Below are 19,202 nucleotides of genomic sequence, written 5' to 3'. Positions count from 1 at the left end.
GCTCCTTGATGTTGACCGAATAGGCGGTGTTCTGCAGCGTCACGCCCATCTGCTCGGCGATCGACATGAACAGGTTGTTGAACACCTCGAGCATGACCGGATCAGCGGCGGTGCCGATGGCGGCGCGGCGCATCTTTTTTTCCGTGCGTCGCATCAGCACGTGGTTGCGGGCAGTGATCTCGGCGGCCCAGCCCGGCTCGACCACTGTCGTCTGGTGGCTCTCTATAATAAGAGCAGGACCCGAGACCTTGTGGCCCGGCTTCATTTGGGTGCGGCGGAAAACGCCGGCCTCGTGCCAGGCGCCCTCGGTAAAGACTTTTCTCACCTCGGACGCGTTGGCCGGTTTTTCCTCAAGCGAGGCTTCCTGTTCAGAGAGCCCACGGGCGCTGCCGTCACGACCTTCGAGCACCACCGCTTCGACCACCGTCGGCTTGTCTTTATATATGAAACCGAACTGCGCCTTGTGGGCGGCCTCGAAGGCGGCCTTCGCCCCAGCAATCGATCCGTGCTCGAAACCGACCGGCAGGGCGGTGTCGGTGCCGTCGTAGCGGACGTGCAGGATCGGCCGCATGGCGACATCATCTTCGGCTATGGCCTGACCGGCAAGCTCGGCCAACACCTCGGCACCCAGGCTGGCGATCAGAGCCTCTATCTGATCGAGCGAGTCCTCGGCCAGCGGCTTGAGCAGTGCCTGCTGTCGCGAGGCGAAGACCGAGGACAGGCCGATGCCATAGGCCGACAGCAGGCCGGAAAAGGGATGGATCAGCACCGCCTCCATGCCGAGCGCGTCAGCCACCAGGCATGCATGCTGGCCGCCGGCGCCGCCGAAACAGTTGAGCAAATATTCGGTCACGTCGTAGCCGCGCTGGACCGAAATCTTCTTGATGGCGTTGGCCATGTTCTCGACGGCGATGGTGACGAAGCCTTCGGCGACGGCTTCGGGGCTGCGGCCGTCGCCGATCTCGCTGGCCATCGCAGCAAACGTCTCGCGCACGACGCCGTCATCGAGCGGCTGATCCTGGCCGGGGCCGAAGATGACAGGGAAGAAATCGGGCTGCAGCTTGCCCAACATGACGTTGGCGTCGGTAACCGTGAGCGGGCCGCCGCGGCGGTAGCAGGCAGGGCCAGGATTGGCGCCGGCGGAATCGGGCCCGGCGCGGAAGCGGCCGGCCTCGAAATGCAGCACCGAACCGCCGCCGGCAGCAACAGTGTGGATGCGCATCATCGGCGCGCGCACCCGCACGCCGGCAACCTCGGTGTCGAAGCTGCGCTCGTATTCGCCGTCATAATGGGCGACGTCGGTCGAAGTGCCGCCCATGTCGAAGCCGATGACCTTGTCGAAGCCGGCGAGTTTTGCCGTCTCGACCATGCCGACCACGCCGCCTGCTGGACCGGACAACAGCGCGTCCTTGCCCTGGAACAGGTCGGCCGCCGTGAGGCCGCCGGACGACATCATGAACATGAGGCGGGGGTTTTCACCCTTGTGGGGAGGGTCGGTACGCAGTGCCGGGGTGGGGATAGACCCTGTCGGACCGTCACCCCCACCCCGTCCGGCCTCGCCGTCCGACCCTCCCCACAAGGGGGAGGGTAAAGCCCCCAGTTCCCCCGCCACCTGCCGGACATATCGCGACAGAATCGGCGAGAGATAGGCATCGACCACAGTCGTATCCCCCCGCCCGACGAGCTTGATCAGTGGCGAGACTTCGTGGCTGACAGAGACCTGCGAAAACCCGCAGTTCCGGCAGACCGCGGCGACGGCGCGTTCGTGCTCGGGGAATTTCCAGGCGTGCATGAAGACAATGGCGACCGCATCGATGCCGTCGGCCTTTGCCTGCATCAGGGTCGGCTTGATGTCGGATATGTCGAGCAGGCGTTCGACGCAGCCGTCCACCCGCACCCGCTCGTCGACCTCGACGACGCGCTCATAGAGCTGCTCAGGCAGGATGATTTCCTTGGCGAAGATGTCGGGGCGGGCCTGGTAGGCGATGCGCAAAGCATCGCGGAAACCCTTGGTGATGAGCAGGAGGACGCGGTCGCCCTTGCGCTCGAGCAGCGCGTTGGTGGCAACCGTCGTGCCCATCCTGACATCGCCGATGCGACCGGCCGGAATGGCGGCATCCGGCGCGAGGCCAAGCAGGTGACGGATGCCCTGGATGGCGGCATCGCGATATGCCTCGGGATTTTCCGACAAAAGCTTGTGCGGATGGAGACCACCGTCAGGATCGCGACCGATGACGTCGGTGAAGGTGCCGCCACGGTCGATCCAGAAATCCCACTTGCCCGACATGACGCTCTCCCGATCTGCTGCGGCGCACCCGTTCGACCACGATACGCCCGGTGGCGAGGAAGCGGGAGAGATGCAACCGCGTCAAGCCGGAATGGCGCCCGGCTTCAGCTGTCCTGGTCGTAGAGCACGACCATCAGCGCCCGCGCCGTCTCGGTCGAGGTGTTGGCGATCTCGTGGGCGATGTCGGCGCGATAGCGGGCGGTCTCGCCGGTCGCGAGGCCCTGCCGGCCAAGCTCGGTCTCGACCAGCAGGCCATCTGTATAGGCAGTGAGATGCTCGAAGGTGCCGGGCGTGTGCGGGGCGCTCTGCAGCTTGCAGCCGGGCGCGATCTCGACCTCGTACCATTCGACGCGGCCGGCCAGTGCCGGCGAGCTGAGGATGCGCAGCCGCCAGGCACCGTCGGGGCTCTTGATTTCAGGCGTCAGCGCCAGCGTCACCAACTCGATGGCGTCGATCTTGCGCTGGTGGGTGATGCCACCCGCGATAAGCTGCGAAAAATCGATGCCGAGCGCCTGGGTCAATGACCACAATACGGCGAAGGTCGGATTGGCTTCGCCGCGCTCGATCTGCGACAGCATTGAACGCGATACGCCCGACACCGCCGCTAAGCGGTCGAGCGTCAGATGGCGTTCCTTGCGCTCCTTCTGGATCACCGGGCCGATCTTCGGCGCGTCATTCAATTCCATGTCGCCTCCCCCAAAGCAGGCTCACTGATAGCACCGTGCCTGCCGTACTGCGAGGCATTTGCGGCTGAGCACGCTGGCACAGCGGATTCCACTAGACTTAACATAGCATCCATTATATCGGAATTTCCATCTTAACGGATGACGAGATCGATGAGCCAAGATTTCCTTTCCCACATCTCGAATGTTCTCCAGGGCATCGAGGCCGACGGCCTCTACAAGCGCGAGCGGCAGATTTCCGGCATGCAGTCCGGCCGCATCAAGGTGAAGGGTCAGGCCGGCGAACGCCAGATGGTCAATCTCTGCGCCAACAATTATCTCGGCCTCGCCGACAATGCCGACATCCGCAAGGCTGCGGCGAGCGCTCTCGACGAGTTCGGCTTCGGTATGGCCTCGGTGCGCTTCATCTGCGGCACCCAGACGCTGCACCGCGAGTTGGAGCACGCCATCGCCGACTATCTCGGCAAGGATGACGCGATCCTGTTTGCCGCCTGCTTCGATGCCAATGGCGCGCTGTTCGAGCCGCTGCTCGGGGCCGAAGACGCGATCATATCCGACAGCCTGAACCACGCCTCGATCATCGACGGCGTGCGCCTCTCCAAGGCCAAGCGTTTCCGCTACGCCCAGGGCGACATGGACGATCTGGAGACCCAGCTCAAGCAGGCCGACGCCGACGGCGCCCGCTTCAAGCTTGTCGTCACCGACGGCGTGTTCTCGATGGACGGCCACATCGCCAAGCTGAAGCAGATCTGCGACCTCGCCGAGCGCTACGGCGCCATCGTCGCCGTCGACGATTGCCATGCCACCGGCCATATCGGCGAAGAGGGCCGCGGCACGCCGGCACTTGCTGGCGTCGGCAACCGTGTCGACATCGTCACCGGCACGCTGGGCAAGACGCTCGGTGGCGCCATGGGCGGCTTTATCGCGGCTTCGCAACCGATCATCGATCTTTTGCGCCAGCGTGCCCGCCCTTATCTCTTCTCCAACAGCCTGGCACCGGCAGTCGCCGCAGGCTCACTGAAGGCGATCGAGATTGCGCGGGGCGCCGACGATCTCCGTGCAAAACTCGGCCGCCACACGACGCGTTTCCGTGACGGCCTGACCCAGGCCGGCTTCACGCTGCTTCCGGGCGAAACGCCGATCATCCCAGTCATGCTGGGCGACGCTGTGCTGGCGCAGCGAATGGCCAAGGCGCTCGACGAACGCGGCGTCTATGTCGCCGGCTTCTTCTATCCCGTGGTGCCGCAAGGCAAGGCGCGCATTCGCACCCAGATGTCGGCCGCGCTCGACGACGCCGACATTACCTTTGCCATCGACGCCTTTGCCGACGCCGGCAAGTCGCTCGGCATCATCTAAATTTCAGGAGTTTTCCCATGCGCGCACTGGTCAAGGCCAAGGCTGAACCCGGCATCTGGATGGAAGACCGGCCCGTTCCGGAGGTCGGCCCCGACGACGTGCTGATCAAGGTCAACAAGACCGGCATCTGTGGCACCGACATCCACATCTACAAGTGGGACGAATGGGCGGCCAGGACCGTGCCGGTGTCGATGATCACGGGCCACGAATATGCCGGCGAGATCGTCGAGCTCGGCGCTCATGTGCGCGGCTTCAAGGTCGGCCAGCGCGTGTCGGGCGAAGGTCATGTCATCGGCATGCGCAGCCGCGCCAGCCGTGCCGGCCGCTACCACCTCGATCCTGAAACGCAGGGCATCGGCGTCAACCTGCCGGGCGCCTTCGCTGAATATGTGCGCATCCCGGCCTTCAACGTGGTGCCGCTGCCCGACACCATCGACGACGAGCTCGGCGCCATCCTCGACCCGCTCGGCAACGCCGTACACACGGCGCTGTCCTTCGACGTCGCCGGCGAGGACGTGCTGATCACCGGCGCCGGCCCCATCGGCATCATGGGTGCGGCGGTCGCCCGCCACTGCGGCGCGCGCCATGTCGTCATCACCGACGTCAACCCGAAGCGCCTCGAACTCGCGACCCAGGTGGCCGACGTCACCCCGGTCAACGTCGCCGAGGAAGATCTGCGCGACGCCATGGCGCGGCTGCGCATGCGCGAGGGCTTCGACGTCGGCTTCGAGATGAGCGGCTCGCCCGCCGCCTTCGACCAGCTGATCGAGCACACGCTGATGGGCGGCCGCATCGCTCTGCTCGGCGTGCCGGCCAAGCCCTTCCCCATCGATCTGTCCAAGATCGTGTTCAAGATGATCACGCTCAAGGGCATCTACGGCCGCGAGATGTTCGAGACCTGGCACAAGATGCTGGCGATGCTCGAAAGCGGGCTCGACATCCGCAAGGTCATCACCAGCCGCATGAAGGCCGACGACTACCAGGCCGCCTTCCACAATGCCGCCAATGGCGAAGCGGGGAAGATCGTGCTGGAATGGTAGGTTCTTAACCGCCGCAATTGAACAAGAGGCCGCGCCAAAAGCGCGGCCTTTTTGTTGGTGAAAAACCCGAGTGGCCAAGCGAGCCCCCTCACCGTCTCGGGCGAAGCCGTGACGCCGAGGGGGATCTGATGGTTGGCAGAAACAAAAAGCCCGCGGAAGCTGCCTTCCGCGGGACTGTTGTTCACACTCTGCGAAGCTGGCCTATGCCGCCTTCTGCAGCGGCAGGCCAAGCTCTTCGCAGATGCCGCGGACGTGGGCAGCGCTTGTCTTGATGTAGTCGACCGTCTCGGCATAGTGGTAATTCTTCACCGCCCAGGCAGCGAAGCTCTCGCGGTCCAAAACCTCGCCGCTGGCGATGCGGACAGCATAGTCCTGCACCATCTTCATGTAGTCGGCATATTCCTCGACGCCGAGATCGGGATGGCCAGCCAGCCATTTCGGATCAGCGATCTCGATGATCATCTTCGGCGGGTTGCGCGGCCGGTCTGAGAAGGATTCGTAGTTCTCGATCGACAGGTTGAGATCGGGATTTGCGGCAGCCAGGATCGGCATGATGGCGCGGAAATCGACGACGCCGCCACCGCAGGGACGCATCTGGAAGTCGAGCACCTCGCCGTCGTAGGCAATCAGCGCATCCTTGATGTGGGACTGGCGCACGTAAGGCGCCACGCGCTTTGCCGCCCAGACCGGGTGTTCGGCGCGTTGCAGGACGTTGGCCGTGTCGAAGACGATGCCAGTCGTGTCGGGGCCGACTTCCTCGACCAGCCGCACCAGTTCGAAGGAGGTGATCTCCTCATGGGTCTCAAGGTTGAGGTGGATACCGAGATCGCGCGCGATCGGCGCAAGCTTCTTGAGGAAACGCGCGGTGGCTTCGAGCTGCTCGGACCAGGTCACGTCGGTGCGGAAACGGTCATAGGCGAAACGGCCGGTATAGGCCGGCTTGTAGTTGGCGGTCGCGACCCACAGCTCACGGCAGTCGATGGCCGCACAAGCCTCCATCATGCGGCGGAAGCCGAGCACGATGTCGCCGTCGCCGATCAGGCGCAGTTCGGGCGCCTCCGGCGTGGCATAAGGATTGACCTTGCCGAGTCCGGTTTCGAGATACATGCCGAGTTCGTCGGCGCGCTGCTTGATCTCGCCAAGGTAGCCGGCGTCGAGCGTCGGGCTCATGTCGAGCACAGTGCGGAAGAACAGTCCCTCCATGCCCAGTTCCTTGGCATGATCGAAGCTGGCCACGGGGCCGCGCTTGACGGCTTCGGGAATCTTGCGGCCATCGACACCGATACGCATCGGCAGTCTCCTTGGTAATGTCAGTTTGCGGTTTCGAGGCGGCGCGCAGCACGACGGGCGCGGCCGGCAACGGGATCGGGCACCGGCACTGCCGCCAGCAGCGACTGGGTGTAGGGCATCTCAGGGCTGCCGAAGATCTGCTCGCGCGACCCCTGCTCGACCACCTTGCCCTTGTGCAGCACGACGATCTTTTCGCAGAGATGGCGAACGACGGCGAGGTCGTGCGCCACGAAGACGATGGCGAGGTTGAGCTTCTTCTGCATGTCCTGCAGCAGGTTGATGACCTGCGCCTGCACCGACACGTCAAGTGCCGCCACCGGCTCGTCGCAGACGAGGATGCGGGGGCGAATGACAAGCGCACGGGCAATCGCGATGCGCTGGCGCTGGCCGCCGGAGAAGGAGCGCGTGTAGCGATCCATGTCGTTGGGGTTGAGACCAACCATCTCCATCATCTCGGCTACGCGGGCGCGCCGCGCGGCGGCTGTCGGCTCAAGCTTGTGGATCAAGAGCCCCTCGCCGATCAGCTCCTCGACCGTCATGCGCGGGTTGAGGCTGCCATAGGGGTCCTGGAACACCATCTGCACTTCGCGGCGGAAGCGCCTGAGATCGTCGCCCTTGGCGTGGATGACGTCGATGCCGTCATAGGTGATCGCGCCTTGTTCAGGCTTGATCAGCGCCAGCATGCACTTTGCGATCGTCGATTTGCCAGAGCCGGATTCGCCAACCAGGCCGATGGCCTCGCCGGTGTCGACATTGAGCGAGACGTCGTGCAGCACCTTGGCCGGCGGATTGGGAAAGGCGTTGTACGATTTGCTGATGCTGTCGATGGACATGAGCATGGTCAGGCACCCTTTCCGTCATGCTGGTGGCCGTCATGCTGGTGGCCGTCGAGCAGATGGCAGGCAACGCGCGACAGGCCGACCGGCAGCAGCGCAGGCAGGTCTCGGCCGCAGCGGTCGAAGCGCTGGTCGCAACGCGGGTGGAACGGGCAGCCGCTCGGCCGCGCCAGCGGCGGCGGCGGCGCGCCCGGGATGGCGTAAAGCGTGTTGAGATCCTGGTCGATGCGCGGCACCGCCTTGATCAGCCCTTGCGTGTAGGGATGGCTCGGTTTGGCGAAGACGCTGGCAACCTCGCCGTCCTCGACGATGCGGCCCGAATACATGACCATGACACGCTCGGCGAAGCCGGCGACGACGCCGAGGTCGTGGGTGATGAACAGCACAGCCAAGCCACGCCGCGTCGAGACGTCGTCGAGCAGGTCAAGCACCTGGTCCTGCACACGCACGTCGAGCGCGGTCGTCGGCTCGTCGGCGATCAAAAGGCGCGGCTCGCCCACCAGCGCCATGGCCAGCACCACACGCTGGCGCATGCCGCCGGAGAATTCATGCGGGTAGGAATCGAGGCGTTCAGCGGCGCGGTCGACGCCGAGTTCATCGAGCACGGCAAGCGCCCGCTTGCGCGCCTCGACCTTGCCGACACCACGGATGCGCAGCGTCTCGGCAACCTGGTCGCCGATGGTCATCAGCGGATCGAGGAAGCTCATCGGGTCCTGGAAGACCATGGCGATGGAGCTGCCGCGCAGCTTGCCCATCTCGCGGTCGGAGAGCTTGAGCAGATCGGTGCCGTCGAAGTCGACGCGGCCGGACAGTTTGGCCAGCCGGTCGAGCCGCATCAGCGCGCGGGCAGTCAGCGACTTGCCCGAGCCGGACTCACCAACCAGCGCCACGCGCTCGCCGACACCGATGCTGAAATCGACACCGTCGACGATGCGGACACTCGACCCGCTGCGGCCGAGCGGCATGTCGACGGTCAGCTTGTCTACGGTGACGAGAGGAGGACGAACAGGGGTGACTGTGGATTGGTCGGGCATGGGGTGCACGGTCCTCATCTCAGTTGCCCCTCAAGGACGGGTCGCGGCGGACCTGGATGATGTCGCCGAGCAGGCCGAAGGCGATCGAGGTGATGGCGACCGCAGCACCGGGCGCGACGACGGTCCACCAGGCGGTCGAGACGTAGCCGCGGGCAGCGGCGATGGTCGCACCCCACTCGGCGCTCGGCGGCTGGGCACCGACGCCGATGAAGGACAGGCTCGCCAGCACGAGCACCGTGGTGCCGATGTCGCCGGCCCATTTGACGATCAGCACATCGAGCGAATTGGGCAGCACGTGTTTGGTCATCAGCCGCCATTTCGACACGCCGAGCACCTGGGCGCCGGCGACGAAGGGCTGCTCCATTGTCTGGCGCATGATGCCGCGCAGCATGCGGGCGGTGATTGGCCAGCCGGTGATGGCCATGGCGATGATCGCCGAACGCAGGCTGGCGCCCATCGCGGCAGCAAAGCCGAGTGCCACGATCATGCCGGGTAGGGCAAGGCCGATGTCGGTGATGCGCATCAGCCCCTCGTCGAGCCAGCGCGGGCCGGCGGCGGCCACGGTGGCAAGGGTGACGCCGATCAGCGAATAGAGTGTCACCACCAGGAAGGCGGAAAGCAGCGTCGTCTGGGCCCCGACGATGAGACGCCAGAACACGTCGCGACCCTGATCGTCGGTGCCGAACCAGTTGGCAGCGCTCGGCGGCATCAGCGAGTTGGCGATGTCGGAATTGTAGATGCTGTCGGGCGCAAGGAACGGCCCAAAGACGGCGACAACCAACAGCGCGATGACAAGCGTGAAGACGAAAATCTCGAAGGCGCTGAAGCCTTCCTTGCGGCGGGCCGTTGCCGGCTGGACATGGGCGATGGCAGGGGCGGTCATTGGCCTTGGCTCCCCAGTTGTGCGGCGCGGATGCGCGGGTCGACAAGAAGTTGGAGGATGTCGACGATCAGGTTGACGAGGCAGACGACGGTGCCGATGAACATCACCGAGCCCAGCACGGCAAAGGCGTCTTTCTGGGCAACAGCGTTGAACATGTAGGCGCCGATGCCCTGGCGGGCGAAGACGGTCTCGACCAAGACGGCCGAGCCGATCATCGCGCCGGCCTGGGTGCCCGACAGCGTCAGCACCGGGTTCAGGCTGTTGGGCAGGGCATGACGCACAAGCATATGGCGAGCAGTGGCGCCCTTGGCGCGCACGGCCATGATGAAGTCCGAGCGCAACACGCCGAGAAGAGATGCCCGCAGCGTGCGGAAGATCTGGGTAGCAAACAATGCCGCCAGCACCGCCGCCGGCAGGATGATGTGGTGCAGGGCGTCGAAGAAGCCGGCAAAGTTGCCGGCGATCAGCGCATCGAGCGTCGGCGCGCCCGAGATAACAGGCGAGTTCATGCCGTAGCCCTGCTGGCCCGAGATCGGAACCACGCGCCAGACGCTGCCCAGTACATATTGCAGCACCAGCGCCAGCCAGAAGGCAGGCATGCCGCCAAGCATGACCGCTGTGACGCGGCTGGTCGTGTCGAAGATGCCGCCCTGGCGGTAGGCGGCGACGATGCCGGCCGGGATGGCAACCGCCAGGTTCAGCAGCATGGCGATGAAGACAAGTTCCAGCGTGCTGGGCAGGACCTTTTCGAGGTCGGCCAGCACTGGCTGGAGAGTGACGATGGAAGTACCCAGGTCGCCACGCAGGAGGCGACCCAGGAAGCCGAGATATTGCATGATGACGGGAGCATCGAGCCCCAGCCGTTCACGCACCGCCTCGATCTGGGCGGCGGAGGCGTCCGCGCCGGCGGCCATCTGTGCTTCGTCGCCGGGCATGAGCTTGATCATCAGGAAGACCAGCGAGGCCAGTCCCCAAAGGGTCAACAGGGTCAGGCCCAGGCGTCGGCCCAGGAACCAGGAGTAGGCGCGGAACGCGAGCATGTTCGGCCTCGCTTACGGCTTGGCGAGACGGAAGTCCGCCGGCTCGGCGGGCGTGGCGAGCATGCTGGCCTTGAGGTCGGCGAGCGTGCCGACACGATAGGCGGCCGGCTTGTAGACACCATACATGTCGACCATGACCGAGTCATTGTCGAGGATGGTCTGGACCTGCTTGTAGAGTTCGCAGCGCTTGGCATCGTCGGCGGTGGCGAGAGCCTCGTCGAGCAGCTTGTCGACTTCCGGATTGGCGTAGCCGGTGCGGTTGGTGCCGATGGCGTCCGACTTGTAGCCCTTGACCAGCATGATGCCGGCATCCGGGAACTGAGCGAAATCCTCGAGCAACATCATCTGCGGGATCGAGTTCGGATCCTTGAGGCTGGCGAGGTAGTTCGGATAGGCGATGGGCTCGAGTTCGAGCTCGACGCCGATCTCGCGCAGGTTGGACTGGAACAGCGTCGCCTCCTGCTTCTGCAACTCGAATACCGGCTGGAAGTTCATCTTGAGCTTGAGATTGGCAGCACCGGCCTCGGCCAGCATCGCCCTGGCGGCATCGAGGTCGCGTTTCACTTCAGGCAGGTCTGGACGACAGTCGAGGCGCGCCGGCAGCGGGCCATTGGCGATCTTGCCGTTGCCGCCGCGAATGCCGCGCAGGCCACCGGCATAGTCGTAGACCATGCGCAGTGCCTTGCGCACCTTGGGATCGGCCGTCGGGCCAACCTTGGTGTTGAATACCACTTCGGTCTGATAGCTGGTGTTGATCGGCACGACCTTAAGCGCCGGATCGGTGGCCATAGCGGCGGCATCGCGGTCGGCGAAGCCGAAGGCTACGTCGATGTTTCCGGCTCGCAGTTCGTCGCGGCGCGTCGAGCTTTCGTCGATGCGGCGGAAGACGATGGATTCGGGACGGCCAGCCTCGGCGGCCCAGTAGCCCGGGAACAGGTCGATCACCACTGCCTGCGACTGGTCGCCCAGCACATAAGCGCCCGAGCCGGCATCATGCGCCTGCAGCCAGCCCTGGCCGTCATCGGCGCCCTTGTTGGCTTCGACCAGCGCCGAATTCAGGATGTAGACCTTGCTCAGCGACGGCAGGAACAGCGTGTTCGGCCTGGACAGGTTGATGGTCAGGTGGGTGTCGTCGGTGACGACAGTCGATTCATAACCGCCGATCAGCGAGGCGACGCCGGTGCCGAGGCGCTTCAGGCGGTCGAGCGTGTAGGCGACGTCCTTGGCGGTGAGCGTCGTGCCGTCATGGAACTTGACGTCGGGACGCAGCGTAAACGTGATCGACTTGGCGTCGTCCGAATAGGCGTATTCGGTGGCGAGCGACCCGACCAGCTTGGTCTCATCATAAGTCACCAGCGTGTCGTAGACGGCGCTGATGATGGTGTTGGTCTGGTTGTAGTCGGCACGCAGCGGGTCGAGCGTGTTGATCTGACCACCGAGGCCGACAATGATCGTGTGCTCGCGATCGGCCGCCAAGGCTGCCGTTGCGCCGAGGCCGACTGCTGCGGCAAGCGCTACGCCGCCGACAGCTGCCAGGAATTGCCGCCGGCTGTGCGACAGCGTGGAAATGGCGGACAGGAAAATTTGCATGATCGTCTCTCCCATATGCAAAACCGACTCTGCCATCAGGCAGAACACTCCCTGGTCTTTTTGTATCCGATCTTTGCGTCAGTGGATACATAAATGTTACGCTGCGGATGCATAATTGCGAAAGTCGCCACGCAGCGCCTAAAATACCTTTAAAATCATCATATTATTATCACACTCACGCAGACCATGAATTGCTTGCCGGTCCTTTTTCCTGTCTTTGAACGCAACTTCGACGCTCCTTCAGTGCACTCCTAGGGCACGATCCGGACTGTTTGGCGGGCGGCCTGTCAGATTTTCTGGCGCGACGCCAGCCAATGTCTTGATCCAAGTTTGGATACAAACTTTACAGACAATATGATACGATGTAGGCATTGACGGCAGGCAGGTCGTGCGCCGGGACGCGCATCGGACCGAACGCCCGGCCGTCGCACTTATTGAGGACATCGATGCATCGTCTGCTCGTCATCAACCCGAACACGTCGACCCGCGTCAGCCAGGTGATAGAAGCACTGGTGCGCGAGGAGACGGAGGGCGCAGCCGACATCTGCATGACGACCGCAAGCTTCGGCTTCAGCTACATCTCGACCCGGGTCGCCGTGTCGATCGCAGCCCACGCCGTGCTCGATGCTGCCGCCAAGGCAATGGCCGAGGGTGCTACTCCAAACGCCATCGTGCTCGCCTGCTTCGGCGATCCCGGCCGCGAAGCACTGGAGGAACTGACCGGCCTGCCGGTCATCGGTTTTGCCGAAGCCGGCCTGCTCGCCGCGGCTGCCATGCCAGGCAAATCGCTGGTCTCGACCAACGGCGCCGTCTGGTGCGAAATGCTGGCGGAGCTGGTGCTCAAGCTCGGTATAGGCGACAAGATGTCAGGCGTGCGCTCGATCGAGGGCACCGCCGATGATCCCGCCGCAATCGCCGCCTTCCTGTCCGATGAGGCGAAGGCGACTGGGGCGGAACGCATCGTTCTCGGCGGCGCCGGCCTGATCCCGAGCCTGCCGAGCATCATCGCCGCTTCGCCGGTGCCGATCCTAGATCCCCATCGCGTGGCCATCCGCAAGGCACTGAAGCTTGCCGAAACCCCGCGCCCGACCGCCGTCGGGCCGGTCGACGTTACCGACATCAATGGGCTTTCGCCGTTTCTATCGGCCGCTCTCGGCGCCCTTCCGGACAGCGCCCGCCGCAACTGACAAGCAAATCGGGACGCCAGCGGCCTGTTTCGGCGGGCCGCCACATCGCTTCGTTCGGCGCACTTTCAAATCGTACTCAAAACTGATTACGATTGCGCCCAATAGTTTTCTCTATTGTATTAGAAAACTTGTGCTAGAGTGCGACAAAATCGGCGGGCGATTACGCTGCCCGATCGAGGAGCAAAATGCGGTGGGCAGTTGCATGCCGGCTGCGTCGCAAAAGACCGGCTAATACATAATCAACTTAGAGGCAAGGGCGCTCATTCTTCTTGCCCTCCATCCGGCGCGACGCATTCGAGACGTAGCATACTTGCCCGCTGTCGACGCAACACTGCTGGTGAGAGAATGGCCAAAGCTGCGAATACTGACCTGGACGACAAGGCCGGGTCGAAAATCGACTCGATCTACCAGGCATTGTTCCGCGCAATTCTGGCCCGCGAACTGATGCCCGGCACGAAGCTCAGCGAAGAGTCGATCGGCGCGCTGTTTTCGGTCAGCCGCACCATCGTGCGCGCCGCGCTGAACCGCCTGCACACTGAATCCCTGGTCGAGTTCCGCCAGAACCGTGGCGCCTTCGTCGCCAGCACGACGCCCGACGAGGCGCGGCAGGTGTTCGAGGCGCGCAACGCCATCGAGCGCGAGATCTTCTCCAAGCTCGCCACTGTGGTGACCGACAAGCAGATCGCGGCACTCGAGCAGCATCTCGAAAAGGAACACGAGGTGCGCCATTCGGGCGACCACACGCTGGCGATCCTGCTGTCGGGCGAGTTCCACCTGCTTGCCGCCCATATGGCCGGCAACGAGGTGCTGGCCGGGTTTCTCAAATCGCTGATTTCGCGGACGTCGCTGATCCTCGCCCAGCACAGCACCCATCAGGAGACCGACTGCAGCGTCGACGAGCATCAGGCGATCCTGCAGGCGCTGCGGGCACGCGACCCGCAGGCAAGTGCCGCGGCCATCGTCGAACACCTGCAGCAGGTGTTCGAGCAGGCCAATATCGGCCAGACCAAGCGCACCAAGCGCAATCTCAGCGAGATCCTGGCGCGCTACGCCTGATGTGCCGCACCGGCGCATCCCGCTAGGGACGCACCGGTCGGCCACTCCGCGCTAAGCTGCGAAGCGCGCCTCGACCTGGATCTCGGCCAGGCGCTCGACCTCGCCATAGGTGACAGCCAGCTCGGTTTCGCGGTCTGTGAGAAGGCGGGTTTCTAGCGAGGCCAGAAGCTCCGCGGTGGTGTAGTTGCGCACCACGAAGATGGCGTCGAAGCCGAATTTTTCGACATAGGCGCCCAGCAGTTCCAGCAACCTGGCCTGTTGGCCGGCCGTCATGGCGTCGAGGCTGACCGACTTTCTTTCATCAGAAATGATGCTGGCTGCCTCGATGCGCGGATCGAGCGGCGTGTAGGCCTTCAGCACCTCGAATTTTTCGGCTTCGCTGGCAGCGCGAAATTGCGTGCGCAGGGCAAAAAACAGGCCGTAGGGGCTGTCGTTGACCGGCGCCAGCTCGCCGTCGAAGACGCGTTCGGCCAGAAGCGTGCCATTGCGGAAACAATGGCCGAAGGTTTCCACGAAGCTGGCCTTGTCGAGTTGTGACGGCACCAGCTTCGGCTTCACAAAGGGATGTTCCTTCGCCCAATGACGGGCAATGTCGATGCGTTTGGCGATCCAGACCTTGTCGTGGCTCTGCACGTATTCGATGAAGCGCTTCAGCGCCGCAATCCGGCCGGCGCGGCCGACCAGACGGCAATGCAGGCCGATGGAAAACATCTTCGGCCGGCCGGCGACGCCTTCGGCATAGAGATAGTCGAAGGTGTCCTTGAGATAGGCGAAGAACTGGTCGCCCGAATTGAAGCCATTGGGCGTGCCGAAGCGCATGTCGTTGGCTTCGAGCGTGTAGGGGACGATGAGCTGCTCCTGGCCCTGGTGCTCGCGCCAGTAAGGCAGGTCGTCGTCATAGGTGTCGGACACATAGTCGAAACCGCCCTCCTCCGAAACCAGATCGACGGTATTGACCGAGCAGCGCCCGGTGTACCAGCCGGTCGGGCGCTCGCCTGTCGCCAGTGTGTGCAGACGGATCGCCTCCTTGATCTGGGCTCGCTCCTCCTCGACCGGCATGTCCTTGTGCTCGACCCATTTGTAGCCGTGGCTGGCGATTTCCCAGCCGGCCTGCTGCATGGCGCGCAGTTGCTCGGGCGCGCGCATCAAGGCCGTTGCCACGCCATAGACGGTGACCGGCACATCTAGATCGGTGAACAGGCGATGCAGCCGCCAGAAACCGGCGCGGGCGCCGTATTCGTAGACCGACTCCATGTTCCAATGGCGTTGGCCCGGCCATTGCGCCGCCCCCGGGATTTCCGACAGGAAGGCCTCGCTGGCGGCATCGCCGTGCAGGATGTTGTTTTCGCCCCCCTCCTCGTAATTGAGCACGAACTGCACGGCGACATTGGCGCCGCCAGGCCAGTTGGCGTGCGGCGGGTTCTCGCCGTAGCCGCGCATGTCGCGGGGGTAACGCATGGCATTTCTCCAGAAGTGGGTGCGCGGTCGCGTCCCGCGCAAAAGAGTGGCTGTCAAAGTCTGACACAGCAGGCTGGCCGCAGCGTCTAAAAACCGGCCTCAGGTAAAAATCGTATCCAATAATTCGGCGGGAAAAATGCTATGGGCCGCATTTACCCAACGCCTGTGTCAGCCGCGCGACAGGCGTTGCCTGGTCCCACGGCACCGCACGCGTCCCGAACTTCGCCGCCATGGCCAGGACGCCGGCAAACTCCTCGATCGCCACGGGCGGCTGGCGCTTCAGCCAGTCCTGGTCGAAGACCGGCATGGCGAACTGGCCGGCATGCATCTCAATCCAGACCTTGCATTCGGGCAGGATCGACCTGATCGCCTCCCAGTCGACGAACCCTTCGCCGAGCGGTGCCAGAAAACGGCGGATGCCATGGTCCTGGAACCGCATCACCGCATCGTCGACATAGATCTGGGCGGCATAGGGCGCGACGCGCCGGGCCGCGGCAACAGGGTCCTCGAGGCGGCACAACACATTCACCGGATCGAAGGCGATGCCGAGCACGTCGGGGCCGACCTGTTCGACAAGGGCCACGATCTCCGATGTCGCGATCTCCTCATGGGTCTTGAGCAACAGCTTCGCGCCGTTGCCGCGCAAGGCCGGCCCACAGCGTGACAAAAGCTCGGCAACGCCTTCGAGCTGGGCCTGCCAGCTCACATCCGCGTCGAAGCGATCCTCGATCATGCCGATGATGAAAAACATGTCGTAGATGCCGACGCCGGCGGCAAGCCCGACCAGCCGCTCGATGCCGGCCTGCATGTCGCCGTGACCGGCATCGACAATCGGCTTGCTGCGGGCGGGCAGCGCCGGATTGACGATGCCGAGCATCGCCGAAATCTCCAGCCCCAACCGATCGGCCTCCTGCCTGATGGCGCGCAGTTCATTGGGATCGAGCGTCGGGCTGATATCGAACAGCGAGTTGAACAACAGGCCCTTGAGCCCCAGCCCAGCTGCGGCGTGCAGCGCCTCGACAGCCGTCAGGCTGCGGCCGTTCGGCAGGGAACTCTTGATGATGCCGGTCATACAGCCACCTCGCGGAAGAAACTGGGTCCGCAACCGCCGCCGCCCGAGCGCGTTGAACGCATGGCGATCCTGGCAAGTCGGATCCATCAACACTATCTTGTATCATAAAATTGTTGTCAATGGATACAATCTCTGCCATCAGCACGATGACTGCGCGCGCCTGCGCCAATGAAGGAGCCTCCCATGACCAAGCCGTCAAATTATGAAAGCGTCGCCGGCCTCTCGGTGCATCCGGCCCTGCGCGCCTTTGTCGAAGGCGAGGTGCTGCCCGGCGCCCGTCTCGAGCCGTCGGCCTTCTGGACCGGGCTGTCCGCCATCATCGCGGAACTGGCGCCGCGCCACCGCGAGCTGCTGGCCGTGCGCGACGACCTCCAGGCGAAGATCGATGCCTGGCATATCGAGCGGAAAGGCAAGCCGCACGACGCGGCCGCCTATGAACAATTCCTGCGCGACATCGGCTATCTGGTGCCGGCGCCGGCCGCCGACGCCTATCAGGTGGCGACCAAGAACGTAGATGCCGAGATCGGCACGCTCGCCGGCCCGCAGCTGGTCGTGCCGCTGTCCAACGCACGATATGCGCTGAATGCCGCGAACGCGCGTTGGGGTTCGCTTTACGACGCGCTCTACGGCACCGACGCCATCCCTGAGATCGACGGCGCCGAGAAGGGCAAGGCGTTCAATCCGACCCGCGCCGGCCGCGTCATTGCCCGTGTCCGCGCCTTCCTCGACCAGGCCGTGCCGCTCACCAAGGGCAGCCATGCCGACGCCACGAGCTATGTCGTCGAGCGCGGCAAGCTTGAAGTGACGCTTGCAGACGGCTCGAAGACCGGCCTGCAGTCGGCCGCACAATTTGCCGGATTCACCGGCCCTCGCCACGAGCCTAAGAGCGTGCTTCTGATCAACAACGGCCTGCACATGGAGCTGGTCATCGACCGCGAGCACGCGGTCGGCCAGCTCGACTCGGCAGGTATCGCGGATGTCGTCATCGAGGCGGCGATCTCGATCATCATGGACCTCGAGGACGCGGTTTCGGCGGTCGACGCCGAGGACAAGGTCACCGTCTACCGCAACTGGCAGCGCCTGATGGATGGCAGCCTGAGCTCGGAATTCAGCAAGGGCGGCAAGACTGTCACCCGCAAGCTGGTCGGAGACCGCGTCTTCACCGCGCCCGGCGGCGGCGAACTTGTGCTGCACGGCCGCTCGACCATGCTGGTGCGCAATGTCGGCCACCACATGTTCACCGACGCCGTGCTCGACGAAGCAGGTAACCCGGTGCCCGAGGCGATCCTTGATGCGGCCATCACCGTTGCCAGCGCCGCGCAGGATATCCGCGGCGAAAACGCCGTGCGCAACAGCCGCACCGGCTCGGTTTATGTGGTGAAGCCCAAGATGCATGGCCCCGACGAAGTCGGCCTGTCCGATCTGCTGTTCAAGCGCATCGAGGAGCTCGTCGGCCTGCCCAAATACACCATGAAGATCGGCGTCATGGACGAGGAACGCCGCACCTCAGCCAATCTCGCCGCCTGCATGTCCAAGGTGCGCGACCGCACGGTGTTCATCAACACCGGCTTCCTCGACCGCACCGGTGACGAGATTCACACCTCGATGGAAGCAGGCCCGATGATGCGCAAGGCCGAGATGGCGTCTGCCACCTGGCTCAAGGCCTATGAGGCGAACAATGTCGATGTCGGCATTGCCCGCAACCTGCCCGGCCGCGCCCAGATCGGCAAGGGCATGTGGGCGGCACCCGACCAGATGGCAGCGCTGCTCGACAAGAAGATCGCCCATCCCCGCGCCGGCGCGAGCACCGCCTGGGTGCCGACGCCGACGGCAGCGGTGCTGCATGCCATGCACTATCACCTCGTCGCCGTCGCATCCGTGCAGGACGGACTGCGCGGCAAGGATCAGGCATCGTTGACCAACCTGCTGACCATTCCGCTGGCAACCCGCAGCTACAGCGCCGACGAGATCAAGGCCGAGCTCGAAAACAACCTGCAGGGCCTGCTCGGTTATGTCGTGCGCTGGGTCGGCCAGGGCGTCGGTGTCTCTACCGTGCCCGATCTCGACGACGTCAGGCTGATGGAAGACCGCGCGACACTGCGCATCTCCTCCCAGCATGTCGCCAACTGGCTGCATCACGGCATTGTTGGCGAAGAGCAGGTGCGCGAGACGATGCGGCGCATGGCTGCCGTGGTCGACCGGCAGAATGCCGACACCGAAGGTTACAAGCCGCTGGCCCCTGGCTTCGACAGCCCGGCCTTCAAAGCTGCTGAGGATCTGGTGTTCACCGGCCGCACCCAGCCCAACGGCTACACCGAGCATGCGCTGCATATCAGGCGCCGCGAGGCCAAGGCACTGTCGGCCTGAGCTCGAAGCGGAAATACAAAAGG

Annotated in this window: 15 protein-coding genes (1 of these 15 running past the window's edge); 5 read left to right on the top strand and 10 right to left on the bottom strand. The window is 64.2% G+C overall.

What is annotated here, in order from left to right:
• Window positions 1-2,287: the 5' portion of a hydantoinase B/oxoprolinase family protein gene (locus B015_RS0125970; protein ID WP_018430689.1), read on the bottom strand. Its footprint begins 1,502 nt before the window's first position; only the first 2,287 of its 3,789 coding nucleotides appear in the window; it begins with the start codon at window positions 2,285-2,287; the stop codon falls past the left edge of the window.
• A 104-nt stretch (window positions 2,288-2,391) separates the two neighbouring features.
• On the bottom strand, window positions 2,392-2,973 hold the full coding sequence (locus B015_RS0125965; protein WP_018430688.1) for an XRE family transcriptional regulator: 582 nt from the start codon (window positions 2,971-2,973) through the stop codon (window positions 2,392-2,394).
• A 150-nt stretch (window positions 2,974-3,123) separates the two neighbouring features.
• Between B015_RS0125965 and B015_RS0125960 the strand changes: the two genes are divergently transcribed.
• Both B015_RS0125960 and tdh read left to right on the top strand, forming a co-directional pair.
• On the top strand, window positions 3,124-4,326 hold the full coding sequence (locus tag B015_RS0125960; protein WP_018430687.1) for a glycine C-acetyltransferase: 1,203 nt from the start codon (window positions 3,124-3,126) through the stop codon (window positions 4,324-4,326).
• Window positions 4,327-4,343: 17 nt separating this feature from the next.
• The gene (tdh, locus tag B015_RS0125955; RefSeq protein WP_018430686.1) at window positions 4,344-5,366 is read left to right on the top strand and encodes an L-threonine 3-dehydrogenase; all 1,023 of its coding nucleotides are present in this window, start codon (window positions 4,344-4,346) and stop codon (window positions 5,364-5,366) included.
• Window positions 5,367-5,567: 201 nt separating this feature from the next.
• On the opposite strand, the gene B015_RS0125950 is transcribed toward tdh, so the two are convergent.
• The 6 genes from B015_RS0125950 to B015_RS31605 are packed head-to-tail and all read right to left on the bottom strand — an operon-like array spanning window position 5,568 to window position 12,039.
• On the bottom strand, window positions 5,568-6,656 hold the full coding sequence (locus B015_RS0125950; RefSeq protein ID WP_018430685.1) for a sugar phosphate isomerase/epimerase family protein: 1,089 nt from the start codon (window positions 6,654-6,656) through the stop codon (window positions 5,568-5,570).
• Window positions 6,657-6,676: 20 nt separating this feature from the next.
• Window positions 6,677-7,495 carry an ATP-binding cassette domain-containing protein gene (locus tag B015_RS0125945; protein WP_018430684.1) on the bottom strand — a complete coding sequence of 273 codons (819 nt, stop codon included), beginning with the start codon at window positions 7,493-7,495 and terminating at the stop codon, window positions 6,677-6,679.
• 2 nt (window positions 7,496-7,497) lie between these two features.
• A complete protein-coding gene (locus B015_RS0125940; protein WP_018430683.1) occupies window positions 7,498-8,526 on the bottom strand; it encodes an ABC transporter ATP-binding protein in 1,029 nt (342 codons plus the stop codon).
• 19 nt (window positions 8,527-8,545) lie between these two features.
• Window positions 8,546-9,409 (bottom strand): ABC transporter permease, encoded by an 864-nt coding sequence (locus B015_RS0125935; RefSeq protein WP_018430682.1) that lies wholly within the window; start codon window positions 9,407-9,409, stop codon window positions 8,546-8,548.
• Entirely contained in the window at window positions 9,406-10,449 is a 1,044-nt protein-coding gene (locus B015_RS0125930; RefSeq protein ID WP_018430681.1) for an ABC transporter permease, read from the bottom strand. The genes B015_RS0125935 and B015_RS0125930 overlap by 4 nt, the downstream gene beginning before the upstream one ends.
• A gap of 12 nt (window positions 10,450-10,461) precedes the next feature.
• A complete protein-coding gene (locus B015_RS31605; protein WP_157632830.1) occupies window positions 10,462-12,039 on the bottom strand; it encodes an ABC transporter substrate-binding protein in 1,578 nt (525 codons plus the stop codon).
• A gap of 446 nt (window positions 12,040-12,485) precedes the next feature.
• On the opposite strand from B015_RS31605, the gene B015_RS31600 reads away from it, so the two are divergent.
• A complete protein-coding gene (locus B015_RS31600; RefSeq protein WP_018430679.1) occupies window positions 12,486-13,226 on the top strand; it encodes an aspartate/glutamate racemase family protein in 741 nt (246 codons plus the stop codon).
• Between the two features lie 345 nt (window positions 13,227-13,571).
• A complete protein-coding gene (locus B015_RS0125915) occupies window positions 13,572-14,282 on the top strand; it encodes a GntR family transcriptional regulator (RefSeq protein WP_018430678.1) in 711 nt (236 codons plus the stop codon).
• A gap of 51 nt (window positions 14,283-14,333) precedes the next feature.
• Here the strand turns inward: B015_RS0125915 and puuE are convergent, their stop codons facing one another.
• Together puuE and B015_RS31595 are read right to left on the bottom strand one after the other, a co-directional pair.
• Window positions 14,334-15,740, bottom strand: coding sequence for an allantoinase PuuE (gene puuE / locus B015_RS0125910; protein WP_018430677.1), 1,407 nt, complete (start codon window positions 15,738-15,740; stop codon window positions 14,334-14,336).
• Between the two features lie 139 nt (window positions 15,741-15,879).
• Entirely contained in the window at window positions 15,880-16,812 is a 933-nt protein-coding gene (locus B015_RS31595; protein WP_018430676.1) for a TIM barrel protein, read from the bottom strand.
• Between the two features lie 183 nt (window positions 16,813-16,995).
• Here B015_RS31595 and B015_RS0125900 point away from each other — a divergent pair, with 183 nt between their 5' ends.
• Window positions 16,996-19,179, top strand: coding sequence for a malate synthase G (locus B015_RS0125900; protein WP_026227739.1), 2,184 nt, complete (start codon window positions 16,996-16,998; stop codon window positions 19,177-19,179).
• Window positions 19,180-19,202 lie beyond the last annotated feature (23 nt).

The sequence above is a fragment of the Hoeflea sp. 108 genome, from assembly GCF_000372965.1.
Lineage (GTDB): Bacteria > Pseudomonadota > Alphaproteobacteria > Rhizobiales > Rhizobiaceae > Aminobacter.
This window is presented reverse-complemented; position numbering and strand designations above follow the sequence as displayed.